14 protein-coding genes, 6 tRNA genes and 1 pseudogene are annotated in these 14955 nt (G+C 39.7%); 1 reads left to right on the forward strand and 20 read right to left on the reverse strand.

Features of this window, described 5'->3' with window-relative positions:
- Positions 1-50: 50 nt before the first annotated feature.
- From rpsJ to ruvB, 11 genes are all read right to left on the reverse strand, one after another.
- Positions 51-359, reverse strand: a complete 309-nt coding sequence (rpsJ, locus tag G7Y32_RS07240) for a 30S ribosomal protein S10 (protein ID WP_002959404.1) — start codon at positions 357-359, stop codon at positions 51-53.
- A 325-nt stretch (positions 360-684) separates the two neighbouring features.
- On the reverse strand, positions 685-1473 hold the full coding sequence (locus G7Y32_RS07245; protein ID WP_165212453.1) for an acetoin reductase: 789 nt from the start codon (positions 1471-1473) through the stop codon (positions 685-687).
- A 134-nt stretch (positions 1474-1607) separates the two neighbouring features.
- Complete coding sequence (locus G7Y32_RS07250; protein ID WP_165212455.1) at positions 1608-2891, reverse strand: MATE family efflux transporter; 1284 nt, start codon at positions 2889-2891, stop codon at positions 1608-1610.
- Positions 2892-2921: 30 nt separating this feature from the next.
- Positions 2922-4406 (reverse strand): threonine synthase, encoded by a 1485-nt coding sequence (thrC, locus tag G7Y32_RS07255; RefSeq protein ID WP_165212457.1) that lies wholly within the window; start codon positions 4404-4406, stop codon positions 2922-2924.
- A 420-nt stretch (positions 4407-4826) separates the two neighbouring features.
- A complete protein-coding gene (locus G7Y32_RS07260) occupies positions 4827-5942 on the reverse strand; it encodes a hypothetical protein (RefSeq protein WP_165212459.1) in 1116 nt (371 codons plus the stop codon).
- Between the two features lie 129 nt (positions 5943-6071).
- Complete coding sequence (locus tag G7Y32_RS07265; protein WP_165212461.1) at positions 6072-6818, reverse strand: hypothetical protein; 747 nt, start codon at positions 6816-6818, stop codon at positions 6072-6074.
- 578 nt (positions 6819-7396) lie between these two features.
- Entirely contained in the window at positions 7397-8164 is a 768-nt protein-coding gene (locus tag G7Y32_RS07270) for a hypothetical protein (protein ID WP_165212463.1), read from the reverse strand.
- A gap of 95 nt (positions 8165-8259) precedes the next feature.
- Positions 8260-10041, reverse strand: a complete 1782-nt coding sequence (locus G7Y32_RS07275) for an acyltransferase family protein (RefSeq protein ID WP_165212465.1) — start codon at positions 10039-10041, stop codon at positions 8260-8262.
- Positions 10038-10436 (reverse strand): MORN repeat-containing protein, encoded by a 399-nt coding sequence (locus G7Y32_RS07280; RefSeq protein ID WP_165212467.1) that lies wholly within the window; start codon positions 10434-10436, stop codon positions 10038-10040. The genes G7Y32_RS07275 and G7Y32_RS07280 overlap by 4 nt, the downstream gene beginning before the upstream one ends.
- Before the next feature lie 10 nt (positions 10437-10446).
- Positions 10447-10872 (reverse strand): low molecular weight protein-tyrosine-phosphatase, encoded by a 426-nt coding sequence (locus tag G7Y32_RS07285; protein WP_165212469.1) that lies wholly within the window; start codon positions 10870-10872, stop codon positions 10447-10449.
- Positions 10873-10917: 45 nt separating this feature from the next.
- Positions 10918-11916: a Holliday junction branch migration DNA helicase RuvB gene (ruvB, locus tag G7Y32_RS07290; RefSeq protein ID WP_165212471.1), complete on the reverse strand. Its 999-nt coding sequence runs from the start codon at positions 11914-11916 to the stop codon at positions 10918-10920.
- 105 nt (positions 11917-12021) lie between these two features.
- Between ruvB and G7Y32_RS07295 the strand changes: the two are divergent.
- Positions 12022-12300 (forward strand): annotated as a pseudogene (locus tag G7Y32_RS07295) (tyrosine-type recombinase/integrase); the annotation flags it as partial.
- A gap of 110 nt (positions 12301-12410) precedes the next feature.
- Here G7Y32_RS07295 and rpsI read toward each other — a convergent pair.
- The 9 genes from rpsI to G7Y32_RS07340 form a co-directional block, all read right to left on the reverse strand.
- The gene (rpsI, locus tag G7Y32_RS07300; protein ID WP_165212473.1) at positions 12411-12803 is read right to left on the reverse strand and encodes a 30S ribosomal protein S9; all 393 of its coding nucleotides are present in this window, start codon (positions 12801-12803) and stop codon (positions 12411-12413) included.
- A 19-nt stretch (positions 12804-12822) separates the two neighbouring features.
- Positions 12823-13269: a 50S ribosomal protein L13 gene (gene rplM, locus G7Y32_RS07305; protein ID WP_165212475.1), complete on the reverse strand. Its 447-nt coding sequence runs from the start codon at positions 13267-13269 to the stop codon at positions 12823-12825.
- A 214-nt stretch (positions 13270-13483) separates the two neighbouring features.
- Entirely contained in the window at positions 13484-14110 is a 627-nt protein-coding gene (locus tag G7Y32_RS07310) for a sigma-70 family RNA polymerase sigma factor (protein WP_165212477.1), read from the reverse strand.
- A 289-nt stretch (positions 14111-14399) separates the two neighbouring features.
- Positions 14400-14483, reverse strand: a tRNA-Leu gene (locus tag G7Y32_RS07315).
- A 15-nt stretch (positions 14484-14498) separates the two neighbouring features.
- Positions 14499-14570, reverse strand: a tRNA-Gln gene (locus G7Y32_RS07320).
- Between the two features lie 5 nt (positions 14571-14575).
- Positions 14576-14648, reverse strand: a tRNA-His gene (locus G7Y32_RS07325).
- Positions 14649-14654: 6 nt separating this feature from the next.
- Positions 14655-14725 (reverse strand) — tRNA-Trp (locus tag G7Y32_RS07330).
- Positions 14726-14732: 7 nt separating this feature from the next.
- A tRNA-Tyr gene (locus G7Y32_RS07335) sits at positions 14733-14813 on the reverse strand.
- 17 nt (positions 14814-14830) lie between these two features.
- A tRNA-Phe gene (locus G7Y32_RS07340) sits at positions 14831-14903 on the reverse strand.
- Positions 14904-14955: the final 52 nt, after the last annotated feature.

Raw genomic sequence — 14955 nt, forward strand, 5'->3', positions numbered from 1 at the left:
GCTCAAAAAAGTTTTTAACGAGCGTTTTTTATGCTCCAGATAAAATCAAATTAGAGTTTGATTTCAACATTAACACCGCTTGGAAGATCCAACTTCATCAAAGCGTCAACAGTTTTTTGCGTTGGATTCACAATGTCAATCAAACGTTTGTGAGTACGCATTTCAAATTGTTCACGAGAATCTTTATATTTATGAGTCGCGCGAATAACAGTGTACAAACTGCGTTCGGTTGGCAATGGGATCGGACCAGCAACTGATGCACCCGTACGGGTTGCAGTTTCTACGATTTTTTCTGCCGCAGTATCCAATGTGCGGTGTTCGTACGCTTTCAAGCGAATACGGATTTTTTTATTTGCCATCTTTTCTCCTCTCGTCTATTTACGATAATAGGCTAGCTCCTCAAGAAAACCGACAGGTCGCTGCGTGGCAATGCAGCCGAGCGTGTCGCAACCTCTTGCATCATAGCTAAGGCTGTAAATTACAGCACCATAATATAATAGCAGAAATACCAAGGCTTGACAAGGGGTTTTGCTTCATTTTTTTGAAATTTTCAGGGGGAAATCCATTATCATTATATACAATCTATTTTTGATCAATGTTGTTTACTATACCTTATTCTTTACAAAAACAAAAGAGCCCTTCACTAGGACTCCTTAAAGATTATAGTTAATGTTAGTAATAGCTTTAGATGAATTGAATACCACCATCAATTTGAACGGCTTGACCAGTCATATAGTCAGATTTAGGCGATGCTAAATAAGAAACATAGTTAGCAACATCAGCTGGCTTTTGCACACGACCCATGGTAATCATCTTAGAATATTGCTCCAAGTATTGACCTTTTTGTCCTCCTTTAAGTTCAACCATCTTTTCATCAATCAGATCCCACATATCTGTCCCAACAATCCCTGGACAGTAGGCATTAACCGTTATATGCTCCTGTCCCAGCTCTTTTGCAGCTGCTTGTGTTAAACCACGAACAGCAAATTTGGTTGATGAGTATGCTCCTAAGAGATCGAAAGCAACATGACCGGCGATACTCGAAGCATTGATAATCTTACGAATTTTTTCCCCATCATTTTGTTTACGGAATTGCTCTGTTGCAACCTGTATTCCAAAAAGAGTACCAAAAACATTGATTTTAAAAATCTTATCAAAATCTTCTGCTGTTTCTTCTTGAAGAGTCTTAATTTGGGCAATTCCAGCATTGTTGACATAAACATCTAATCGACCGAACTCTGCCACTGCCTTTTCAACAAACTTAGAATGATCTTCTTTTTTGGAAACATCCCCTACAACAAAACTCGCCTTATAGCCTTTAGAGGTCAATTCATCAACTGTAGCCTTGGCAGTTGCCTCATTCAAATCTGCAACAATAACTGCAAATCCGTCTTGGCAAAGTTGACTAACAATGCCCTTACCAATCCCTCGACCTCCACCTGTGACAACTGCAACACGATTTTCGTTTGCCATAATGGTACTCCTTTCGCTTTTTAAAACTAAACTCAAGCTGAAGGCTTCCCCAGCTCCTGTCCAACAACCATTACAGCAACATTTTATACATTACAGAAAGCGCTGTCAATAGTTGAAGTCTCTCTTCATGTAATTTAATTCTTCAAAAATTTTACGTTTTTATAACATAAATAGAGAAAGGTAAATCGAAAGGCATTATCAGCCAGAGTAGCCAGCCAAACTGCTGACAAACCATAACCCAATACGACCACCAATAGGTATCCAAGACCGATTCTAATGATCCACATACCAAAGCTAGTGGCATAGAAAGGAAGGTTAGCTCTCCCCAGTCCCTGCCAGACTGCTGTATAAATCAGTGTCCCAGCTGTGATTACCCCCCCAATAAAGGAATAAAAGATGACAATTCCACTGTAGGCTATGACACTGACGTCACTCGTAAAAAGACCTGACAGATGATTCCCTAGAAGAAAGATCAGGCCGCCAACAATTGACATCAAGAAAGCTGCTAGCCAATAGGTTTCACGAACAATCTGTCTTAAAGCCCGATAGTCCTTTTGACCTAAGCTATGGGCAACTAAAATAACTGTTGCTGTGGCCACTCCCATACCTGGCATATAATTAAATTGGGTTAAAGTCTCCCCAATAGCATTACCTGCAACAGCCTTAGTTCCCAGACCAACAATCAAGCTGACAATAATCACATCTCCTGCCCGCATCATTAACCTTTCTCCTGAAGCAGGTAGAACCAAATTCAGCAAAGCCTTATTCCAAAGGCGACTTTCCCTGAACTCTCGCACATCTAATTTAGCTGAGGACCAAAGCAGCAGAGTTCCAATCAAACGCGACAAAACCGTCGAAAAAGCTACACCTGATATCCCCCAATGACAGACAAAAATAGCAAGAGAAGAAAGCAAAGCATTTAGGAGATTGGAAAAAAGGCTAACATACATAGAAACCTTAGGGCGTCCTTGGGCTCGCAAGATATTCCCCAAAACCGTCATCAATCCTAGAAATAGCACTCCCCCGCCAACAATAGCCAAATAAGTTCCGCCTGCCTGAGTTACATTTCTTTGTGTTCCCAATAAACTTAAGAGACTAGAACCAGCAAAGATTGAAAAAAGTCCCAAGAGGACCGTCAAAACCAAGGTCAACAAGAGAGCATCCCAACTATTTCGCCGAGCCAATATTGGCTCCTTAGCTCCTAAATTTTTAGCCATTAGACTAGCAACCGCACTACCTAGAGCAATCAAGACTGCCTGATAGATGGCTAAGATATTATTAGCAACCGATACTCCCGAGACGGCGACAATCCCAACTTGAGCCACTAAGTAGTTATCAACAACCCCCATCAGCATCTGAAGGAAATTCTCTACCATAGCTGGTAGGGCTAAATTCATAATATTTTTTCGATAATTCATTTGATAAATAAAAAAGCCATGTGGCTTTTTCTAAACTCCTAAGTAATCTTCAACAGCCTTCTGCATATTAGCTGTTGCAACGACTGTCTTGTGACGAACTTCAGCAGTTTCTAAACCGTCAACTGCCTTGGGCACCGCTATACCTGATAAACGATGCAGTTCTTCTACCGCCTTGAAGTCATCTCCAGCATCTTGACCAGTGACAGCCGACACAGCCACGCGCGGAAATTTATAAGGACTGGCCGTCGAAGCAATGACAACCGGAGTTTTATCACCAGATTTTTCCTTATAGGCATGGTAAACTGCAGAAGCGACTGCCGTATGAGGATCTTCGATGTAAGCAGACATATCATAAACCCGTTTAATTTCGGCAGAAGTTTCTTCTTCTGTAGCAAAACCAGCCTCAAAGAAGTCTAAGACCTCAGGGCGGACTGGCTCTAATTGGTACTCACCTTTTTCTACTAGACGTTCCATCAAAGCCCTGGTTTTAACAGCATCATTTCCTAAGAGGTGGAAGATTAAACGTTCCAGATTAGACGACACCAGAATGTCCATAGAGGGACTAGAGGTTACCTTAAAATCTCGTTTTTTATCATAAACCTTGGTCGCGAAAAAGTCTGTTAAAACCTTGTTTTCATTTGAAGCACAAATCAACTTAGCAATCGGAACTCCAATTTCTCTCGCATAATAGGCCGCTAGAATGTTACCAAAGTTTCCGGTTGGTACTGTCACATTGATTTTTTCACCATTTTGGACATCCCCTGCCTTAACTAATTGAGCATAAGCATAGACATAGTAAACAATTTGCGGTACTAAACGACCAATATTCATAGAATTCGCAGAAGATAGCTGCATCTTCTTATCTAGCAGTCTTTGCCCCAATTCCTCATCGTTAAACATCCGCTTAACATCAGTTTGAGCATCATCAAAGTTGCCTTCAATCGCAACTACATGAGTATTAGAACCCTTTTGCGTAGTCATCTGTAATTCTTGAATCTTACTGACACCGCCTTTAGGATAAAAGACGATAATTTCTGTTCCGGGTACATCCGCAAAACCAGCCATAGCTGCCTTACCTGTATCACCAGAAGTCGCTGTAAGGATGACAATTTTATTATCAACCCCTTGCTTCTTAGCCGATGTTGTTAAGAGGTGAGGTAGGATTGATAAAGCCATATCTTTAAAGGCGATGGTTGAGCCATGAAAAAGCTCCAAATTATACTGATTTCCCAATTTCACCAGAGGAGCAATCTTTGGCGTATCGAACTTACTGTCATAAGCTCTTGTAATGCAAGCATCTAACTCAGCTTCCGTAAAATCATCCAAAAAAGCCGATAGCACTAATTTCGCCACTTCTTGGTAAGATGAGTCTTTTAACTGATTAAAATCAAGCTCAACCTCAGGCAAGTCCACAGGAGTAAAAAGCCCCCCATCACTCGCCAAACCGTGCAAAATCGCCTGACTAGCTGTCACCTGATTTTGAGCATCTCTAGTTGATTGATAAATTAAGGTCATAATTTTTTCCTATTCTAAAAAGATGAAAATTTACAATACTTACTGGCCACTGGCCCAATTAATTTCTAAGATTTTGAACACAATTAGCTGCTTTTCCCAAGCAAGTTTCTCGACAACTTAGCCTTGGTCAATAGTCTTTGAAACATTATAACATAATTGTCAGAATATTTGGCAGTCATTCTAGGCTTAAACGATAAAATGTTCAATTTGTTAATTCCCAAAGCCACAGGCTGTTGTCACCCTTTTTATAGAAGACTCAAGCCTTAAAAAGGCTATCAAAAAACAGAACCTAGCTAATACTAAGCTCTGTTGGGTTTAAATGATTTTCTCACACCAATTCCAGTTCTCTAAAACATCTAAACTGCTCAAGAATTTAGCCAAGCAAGTAAGACAGGGCTTAAATAGCCTAAACTCTCAGCCTTATTCAAGATTTAAACTGACAGTGTGCCCTTTAGCATCCGTTAAAGTCAAGCCAGATGAAGTCTTTTTATAAGATACCTTCTCACCTTTTCCAAAGCTAGTCAGTTCACTATCTGAATTGACCTTGGTTATTTCAATTTTACCGCTAACACGATCAACCTTCCCCTCAAATAAAGTACCCGATGCTTGTCCTTTATCAGAATCATAATCTAAGCCCTCATTTTCCACTTCACTAGAAAAGGTTTTCTCAAACCCTTTTTGATCTAGATTAGATTTCTTAATCAAACTGTTCATCAGGTAGTTCCATTCATCATTTGAGAAATCATCCTTATATTCAGAATAATAGGAACTAAAGTTAGATTTTACTTCATCATAAAAGTCATCATAATTCACATCATAGCTAACAGTTGCCTTGACCTTATCGTCCTTAATAATTGTTTCAACCTTGGCATTATCAGTAAAACTGGAGTAGCTAATAGTTCCCTTGTCAAAATCAGCATCTTTCAGCTCCTCTTCTAAGTCCTTCTGCATACTTTTAACTTGATAGGTCCCATCAACATTTCCTGATAGTTGGCGATACAAGAAGATGCCACCGACAAGTAAAATAATAGCAGCAACACCCCCGACAATACTCCAAACAATTCGTTTAGTCCGACCAGATTTGGCTTGAGGAGCCACAACATAAGCACCTTGAACAGGAACACCATTAGGAGCTGCAGAGTTACTCATCATGTTAGGATTCTGATAAACCGGCGCTGTTCCAACAGGATTCCCTACCGGAATATTATTGACTGCCTGAGGCGAAACTGGTTGGGGTTGAACAAACGGCTCTTGAGACTGAGTCTGAGGGGTTTGAACTTGATTATTGACAAAATTTGGGGAATATTGAGGATTTTGAACCCGATCGTTAGCTGGCCCCTGAGGCATCTGCGGTGAGCCAGCCATCGTATTTGGGGGAACCACTCCTTGATGAGGAAGGGGTTGATCAAAATTAGGTTGACTAACCTGATTTTCCTGATTCTCTTCTGTTGATAATTCTGACTGCAGATTTACTTGACTATTGAGAGACTCTGATTGAGCATCCTCTGAATACTCGCTAAATTCTTCTGTTGACATAAAAGCTCCTGTTCAGATTATTTTAAGTTAATCCTACCATGCTTTACTAAAACTGTCAATCACATTGGAAAGAAAATTTGCTTAAACATACGAAAAAACCAACCCAAATAGGTTAGTTTTCAAGCCATTTTATTTCTTTTCAAGCTTAAGTGTATCACTATCGCCACTATCTGTTAAAGTAATACCTGTGCTTGTTTTCTTATAAGAAGTTGTCGAACCTTTTTTGATCCCCTTTAAATCTTTGAAAGTACCATCATCATCACTAGTCTGTAATTTACTATTATAATTTGTGACTTCGATTTTCCGTGACCAACGATTAACCTTCCCCTTAAAGATTATTCCTGATACAACCCCAGTATCTGAGTTGTAGGTTAGACCATCTTCCTCAGCAGATTCCTCTATCGTCTCGTTGAAGTCACTAATAACAGCTTCTTTTGATGGCATTTGAGATTTCACAAACTGTTTTTGTTCACTTGAGAAGCCAGCCAATTGACTTTCAATAGTTTCTTGATAAACCTTGTAAGCTTCATCTGTATCAACTTTATAAATAACACTAGCCACAGCTTGGTTATCTTTAACCTTAATATCAACATCCATATCCGTAAAGATTTTGCTGTAATCAATATCACTATCTGTATTCTTTTCTTCAATTTCCTTTTGGAATTCTTTTTCTAGAGACGCTGCATGATAGTTTCCATCAATATTACCAGATATATACCACCAGGCTGAACTCCCACCTGCAATCAGAGCAATAGCAGCTAGAACTGACACAATAATGATAACGATCAGTTTGGCATTCATGCTCTTTTTCGCTTGCATCGGTACCTGCCCCGGAGCCATTCCTGGCATTGGACTTTGATTTATTTCTTGTGACATGACAGTCTCCTTTTAGTTTTATTTAAGTTAAATTTTAGCATTTCTTCTTGCTACTGTCAATAAAAATATCAAAAATCAATATACAGCCTATCCCAGTCACAGCCTTACTAACTTCAAACCACAAAGAAAAGTCTGGAACAAAAGTCCAGACTCATTAACATTATTATAGATTTAACTAGATTGACGCAGTGGTTGGGAGTAAAACTTGTTGGCTATGCCAAGAAGTCTTACCCCTACACAGTTCTAGGTGCTTTAGCATCAATGAACCACTGCTGATTGGCTTTCTGTAACTGGACGCTTCTTAATAGCGTTTACCTTAAACAGTCCACTGAACTAATTAACTACCACGCAAGAGAAAGGTCAAGCAATCTGAGAGACTGTTTGAGAAGACCAATATCAACTATGTGGAGATGGGATTGAAATGCTCAAGTGGACTTTGGTAGTCTAGGGATAGACTGCCAAAACTTGTCATCTAAAAATAGGAAAGTGGCAGAGACCTGAGCCTTAAAACAAGAGAGCAAGGAAAATCAAAATCGTGATTTTATCACGGTTTACTGATTGAGTCCCACTCTCTTAACCTAATCTTTTCTCAACTGAATATCCTTGTCAGCTTCCAAATTAATACCAGTTGATGTTTTCTTAAAGGCTAGTGATTCACCTTTTTTAAAAATATCCAAAGCATTAGTTCCTTGCTTATCATCGCTGGCTACCAAGCCACCCTTGTCATAGTATTTTGTAATATCAATGCTATGAGTCCAGCGGTTGACCTTACCTTCAAAAATAGTAGCAGTCGCTGTACCAGCTTCTTCATTAAAAGTAAAGCCAGATTGCTTAGCTAGAGCTGATGTCTGTTCGTTGAACTGCTTGATAAAATCCTCTTCAGTCGTAACTGTACCATACTGTTGCAAATCATCCAGACTAATCCCTGGGTGCTTTTGGATGTCGGCTTCCAACATATTCTTATATTGGTTATAAGCTTCTTTTCGGTCAAAACTGATAGTCTCTGTTGCTACAGCTTTGTCATTTTGAACCTTAACCTTCACCTTAAAATCAACATACTGACTCACATCAATCTTTGTTTCAGAGCCACTAATATCTTCACTGCTCTTAACAGAGTTTTTTGATTCTTCTTCTAGGGTTACTGCCCGATAGTGCCCATCAATATCACCAGACAAATAACGATAAACAGCCCCACCAGCTCCCACTAAAATTAGAATAAGGAAGAGTGTCCAAAAGATCTTCCTTCCCTTTGACTTTTTCTTAGTTTTTTTGTGGGACTGCGTTCGGGAACCTCTTCGACTAAAACTTTGCTCCTGTACAAATTCTTGATTAAATTCTTCTGACATGTTCACTCCTATTATTCGTGCTAAAAGCCAGCTTATCATCTAAGCTGGCTACTGTCAACGATAATTCCTTATGTTTTTTAAATGTAATATTCTTGTTACTGACCCTTGGCTGGTTTTCTAGCAGCATCAGCTACAGCATCCTGAATCGTTTGTACATAAAGGTCTGCTCCGTTAGTTGATTGGGAATAGTGGACACCATCAGTTCCTCCCCAAATATCCGGATTATCCTGAGCAGTTTGGTACCAATCTGCTACACTAATATACTCATTATCCTTAGCTAGCTGGAGCTCATAATCACGTATAGCAGACATCTTAGTATCTTCTTGGGAATCATAAGGCGTCACCAAAACTAGACGATGACCGTCTGGTAAAGCATCTAAAAATTGCTGAATATCATCCTGATAATTATCTGGTGAATTAACACCAACCGCTAAGACTACTGTCTCTGGCAAAGTATTAGAATCAATATTCGTTTTAAAAGTTTCATAAGCTGCATCAAAACTCCGACTGACTGAAGCGTCTAGTAAAGCATTAGGCATCTTACTAGTAAAAGTATCCTGAGAACGCAGAGTCACCGAATCACCAATAATCAAAACATTATTCATAGCATTGGCATCACCAGCTGTCCGCTGATTGGTTAAATTCATTCCAGTGTCTGCTTGGGTAAGTGAATCTACTAAGACTCCTGATTCAAATTCTCCTAATTTTGGAGCCATAAAAGTGATTAATAAACTGGCTACAGCCAAAACACCTGCCACTCCCTTAATCCATTTTTCATAAGGAGTAGTGATATTGAGCTTGATCCCCAACATTTTAGGCTCTTTACCTGCAATCATTGGCTCAATAACATAGAAAGAAAGAGCCGCGAACACTGTCGAAAGGACAAAGGTTAACAAACTTGCCAACCAATTTGGCAGCAATTGGGAGAAGATGATGTAAAAAGGCCAGTGAAAAAGATAAATACCATAACTGACATCCGAAAAGAAGGTAATAACCAGAGGTTCATCCACATCAGGAATTTTATCATGCAGGGCTCTCGCCGCATAAATCATGAGGCAGGCAAAGAGACTTGCCAGAGCAAAACCAAAGAGGTAGGTCAATTTTCCTTCATAATTTAAGACAAAACCAAGTAAAAGAAGCAAGACAAAACTACCAATAAATTGCAGCAAGATACGCTGTAAGGGCCAGCGTTCTACATTTTTTCGGAAACGCTTAGTCGTATCTGTTACTCCCGACATAGTGGCATAAATGGCACCCAGATAGAAAGGAAAACTGTGACTAAAAGTTGAAAAATAATTAAAAGAAACATCGGTAAGGAAACTACCGATAAACATGGTCAAGTAACCTAGCAAAAAGAGACCAGTCGAAGCCAAAAAGATAGCTCCACGGAAGTTCCCCTGTGAGAGTTTCCGCTTTGATAGCCACCAGATAAGGACACCCCAAAAGATGTAGAAATGTACTTCAACTGCCAAACTCCAAGTATGAAGAAAGAGATGGGGGGTGAACTGATTTTCATAGTTACTTCCGATAAAAATCTCATACCAATTGGTCATAAAACCAAAAGCCGCAACAATTTGCTTACCGATACTGGCGATAAAATCATTTCTGACTAAGAGGGTAAAGGGCATGGTAACCAAAATCATAATCACCACTGGTGGAACAATCCGGTAGAAACGCCGCTTAAGAAATCCTAACAAGTCAATACTTTGTTTGCGATGATACTCATCAATCAAGAGAGCTGTAATTAAGAATCCTGAGAAGGCAAAAAAGACATCAACCCCGATAAAACCGCCAGGCAATGCTTTCCTAAAAAAGTGGTAGACCAGAACCAAGAAAAGTCCTGTTACCCTGACAAAAGAAAACCACTTAATCCTCATTTTTGATAAATTCCTTGCTTAAACCTTCCACTGTATTTCTTCCCATCAGCTGTCGTCAGGGTTCCCTTACCATTAGCCTGACCTTTACTAAATTCGCCTTTATAAGTCCAGCCACTTTTAGCCTTAAAAGTCCCCTGACCTTCAAACTGTCCATTGACGAAATCTCCTTCGTACTGATCCCCGTTTTTATAAGTTAGCTTACCTTCGCCATTCATCTTATTATTTTTAACACGACCGACATAGACAATCTTGTTCTTATCAAACTTTAAAGTCTGATGAGAACCAAAAGGCATTTTCAAAATAGAGAGGGCACACAAAAGGATAACAATAGCAGCAGCTATTTCCAAACGTTCTCTAGTCAGCTGACTCAAAAAATCTTTTATTTTCTTTTCCATTAGACACTCATTAATTTAATTTTTCCATCCAAGATCGACAGCCAGCCTTTACTAACTGGTAAGTCTCTTCAAAATTTCCTGTAAACCACGGATCTGGCACACCACCTTCAATGAAAAGTTGGATTTTAGAAGCTGGTGCTTGCGGAAACAGGGCTCGCAAATCTTTAACATTTTGTTGATCCATCCCAATAACAAAATCAAAAGTTTCTATATCTACCTGAGAAATTTGCTGAGAAGTTTTATTTTTACTATAAGGCACACCATATTGCTTAAAGATAGCCTGAGTCCCCCGATGAATCGGATTCCCATGCTCCCAAGAAGAAGTTGCACGGCTCTCAACATAAATTTCAACAGGATCAGCCATTGACTTCATGATAAATTCCGCCATGGGACTTCGGCAGATATTTCCAAGACAAACAAAACATACTTTTTTCATAGCGTTATTATATCATAGGGACCGCAAATTCAAAGACAGCAAAACCTAATTAATTTTCTGCTCAATACCTAAATGTTCGTAAGCCTTAGCAGTCGCCATCCGGCCCGAACGTGTCCGCATAATAAAGCCTTTTTGAATCAGATAGGGCTCATACATATCCTCAACTGTCTCCCGCTCTTCAGCAATATTGATAGCCAAGGTCCCAAGACCAACCGGGCCACCTCCATACATTTCAATCATCGTTCGAAGGATTTTCTGATCGATATAATCCAAACCTTCTTGGTCAACATCCAGCATAGTCAAAGCCTTGTCAGCAATTTGAGCATCAATGAGACCATCTCCAACAATTTGAGCATAGTCCCGTACCCGCTTTAGAAGTCGGTTGGCGATCCGAGGAGTTCCCCGGCTACGTTTGGCCAATTCAAGAGCCGCTTCATGAGTAATCTCAGCCTCAAAAATCTCAGCTGTCCGTTCAACAATTTCCGTCAAATCAGCTTCTTTATAGTACTCCATATGACCATTGATGCCAAAACGAGCCCTCAAAGGATTTGAAAGCATACCTGCGCGAGTCGTTGCTCCAATAAGCGTAAAAGGAGGTAAGTCCAGATGAACACTTCTACTTGACTCACCAGTCCCAATCATGATATCAATGTAAAAATCTTCCATAGCGCTGTAGAGAACTTCTTCAATAGCCATGGGCATTCTGTGAATTTCATCAATAAACAGAACATCACCTGGTTCTAAGTCATTGAGAATAGCAACCAAGTCCCCAGCTTTTTCAATAGCTGGGCCAGAGGTTTGCTTGAGATTGACCCCCAACTCATTGGCAATCACAAAAGCCATAGTTGTCTTTCCAAGACCAGGAGGGCCGAAGAGTAAGACATGATCCAAGGCTTCATCCCGAAGCTTAGCTGCCTCGATAAATATGGCCAATTGATCTTTAACCTTATCCTGCCCAATATATTCCTTAAAAGTTTGAGGCCGTAGCGTTCGCTCGACCTGTTCCTCACTCTCCATCATTCCATCATCTAAAATTCTAGTCATGTTACCATTATATCACAAAAGGTAAGCTCTAAAATAGTGGAGACCTAAAGATTTTTATCACATTTTTTGATAGAAATTTTTATAAAATCACCTACTCCAACCTAAATTAATACTAAGGGAAATGTCAACAGCCCTCTACACGCTGATTATCTCAATAACAAGATGAAGTCAGTCGAACGCCGTCATAAGAGCCTGACACACGCTACACCACACAAATTACGACATACTGGGGCAACTCTTACTAAACAATCTGGAACATCACTAGAAGCCATTTCCGAGGCTCTGACGCATAGCGATACCCTCACGACCAAAACCTATATCAATACTTCAAATGTCATACCAATGGCTGTTGGCGAAATTGCCTATCGCAATCTTAAAAAGTAATGGTGTGACTTTGGTGTGAAAAGTGGTGTGAATTTTGCTAAAAAATTACCAAAAAACACCCCACAGTGTGAACCATGAAGTGTTGTAAATACTGTAATATAAAGCCGTTCTTAACGTTTTGAGAACTGACTAGCTTTACGTGCTTTCTTAAGACCTGGTTTTTTACGTTCAACCATACGGGCATCACGAGTAAGAAGTCCAGCACGTTTCAATGAATCGCGGAAATCTGGATCTACTTGCAGCAATGCACGTGCAATACCATGACGGATTGCACCTGATTGACCTGCATAACCACCACCAACAACATTAACAAAAACATCGTATGAACCAACAGTTGATGTAACTGCAAATGGTTGGTTAATAACGAGACGAAGATCAGCGTGTGGAATGTATTCTTCTACATCTTTGTCATTAACAGTAATTTTACCAGTACCTGGAACCAAACGAACGCGTGCAACAGCGTTTTTACGACGACCAGTACCTGCATATTGTGCTTGTGCCATTAATTATGCTCCTTTCCTCTTAGATAAGACCTGAAATGTCAAGAACTTCTGGTTGTTGTGCAGCATGAGTATGTTCGCTACCTGTGAAAACTTTTAACTTCATACCTTGTGCACGTCCAAGAGTATTATGCGGAAGCATACCTTTAACTGATTTTTCAATCAAGCGAACGGCATTCTTAGAACGCAACTCACCAGCAGAGATTTGCTTTAACCCACCTGGATACATCGAATGAGTATAATAAATTTTATCAGTTGCTTTTTTACCAGTCAATTTAACTTTTTCAGCATTGATAACAATGACAAAATCACCTGTATCTGTATGTGGGGTAAAGGTTGGTTTGTTCTTACCACGAAGTACGCTAGCAACTACTGCAGAAAGACGCCCAAGTGGGACATCAGTAGCATCAACAACGTACCATTTACGTTCAACTTCACCTGGCTTAGCCATGTATGTCGTTTTATTCATGATTTCTCCTATAGATCGTTTTTGTTTACAAAGTGGATGTTCCGGTCCACTGATTATTTCTAAAGCTTTCCGGGGCTTCTGAAATGGGGTAAACAATACCAGCTACTATCTTATCAATTCCAAACAGCTAAGTCAAGTAGTTTTCCTTTACTTTCTACTAAATTTTTTCTAAGTTATCCTGGTCTATCGGTAGGCAAGGTGATGAATATTTCTTTTAATCATCATTGTCAAAATCTTCAAATTCAACTTTAATATCTTTTATAAAAGCCCTTTTGCCTTTAAATGAATGACCTCTCATTAGCAATAAAATCTTTGCATAATCCTCGGGACACAATTTATGTTTAAGCTCTGCTAATTTGTCTTTCAAAGCGCAGTAATCAGCAGGGTCCATCTGCTGAGAAGGAATCATATGGCCCAATTCAGAAATTTCTTCATAAATCATTTTATCAAAAGCCCGCTTCTGACTCTCTTGCTTACGAATATTATCCAAAACATAACTTCTAAACTTGGTTTTAAAATAAGCCCTCAGCTTTTCTTCATCATTTGCAAGTGCTGGGAACCTTTCTAGTAATTGATAAAGGATAATCCGCGCTTCTTGCCTCCAATCATCATAAGTCCACAATTTAATATAATAATCCCTTGCCAACTTATTAACAGTTTTTTCAACTTGCCCAAACGCACTAACAAACGAAGAATCATCCATATCCAATACCTCTTTCAAACAGAATAATAAACCAGCTGCAACAATCTCTTTTACTGCCACTATGTCAAATTTTTCTTCCTCTTCAGGTGGCAGACCAGAAAGTTTGTCAAAAATTTCTTTCAATTTTTCTTTATCCATACAAAATCTCCTTCAATTTCTTTTGCATCATTATAATAAGAAATTCAAAAATACAATAGCGACATCAATGTCACTATGAAAGAAATTGGATAACAAATAGAATGTACAGACTCCATTAAATAAGGCACACTCCCACAGCAACCTTATATCTACTTATTCGTAAAAAAATATAAAAATAAGAAAAAATTTAAGAAAAAATAAAAAGAGAGTAAAACTCTCTTAAAGATGAGACAATCTGAGACTAAGTGAAAAAATAAAAAGAATCTCAATTGAGATTCTTCTAACAATATACCGGCGGCCGGGGTCGAACCGGCACGTCCGTGAGGACACTGGATTTTGAGTCCAGCGCGTCTGCCAATTCCGCCACGCCGGCTAGTATATATCTAAACTGGGGTAGCTGGATTCGAACCAACGCATGAGGGAGTCAAAGTCCCTTGCCTTACCGCTTGGCTATACCCCAAGATAGGCGAATGATGGGGATCGAACCCACGCATGCCAGAGCCACAATCTGGTGTGTTAACCACTTCACCACATTCGCCATAAACACGGGCAGTAGGAATTGAACCCACACTGAAGGTTTTGGAGACCTTAGTTCTACCTTTAAACTATGCCCGTAAACAAATGGAAGGGGAGGGATTCGAACCCCCGAACCCGAAGGAGCGGATTTACAGTCCGCCGCGTTTAGCCTCTTCGCTACCCTTCCTTAATAATATTAAATAATGGCGCGAGACGGAATCGAACCGCCGACACATGGAGCTTCAATCCATTGCTCTACCAACTGAGCTACCGAGCCTTTCCTACCTATAAGGTATTGCGGGAGCAGGATTTGAACCTACGACCTTCGG

The organism is Streptococcus tangpeifui (genome assembly GCF_011038795.1).
In the GTDB taxonomy this organism is placed as follows: Bacteria; Bacillota; Bacilli; order Lactobacillales; family Streptococcaceae; genus Streptococcus; species Streptococcus tangpeifui.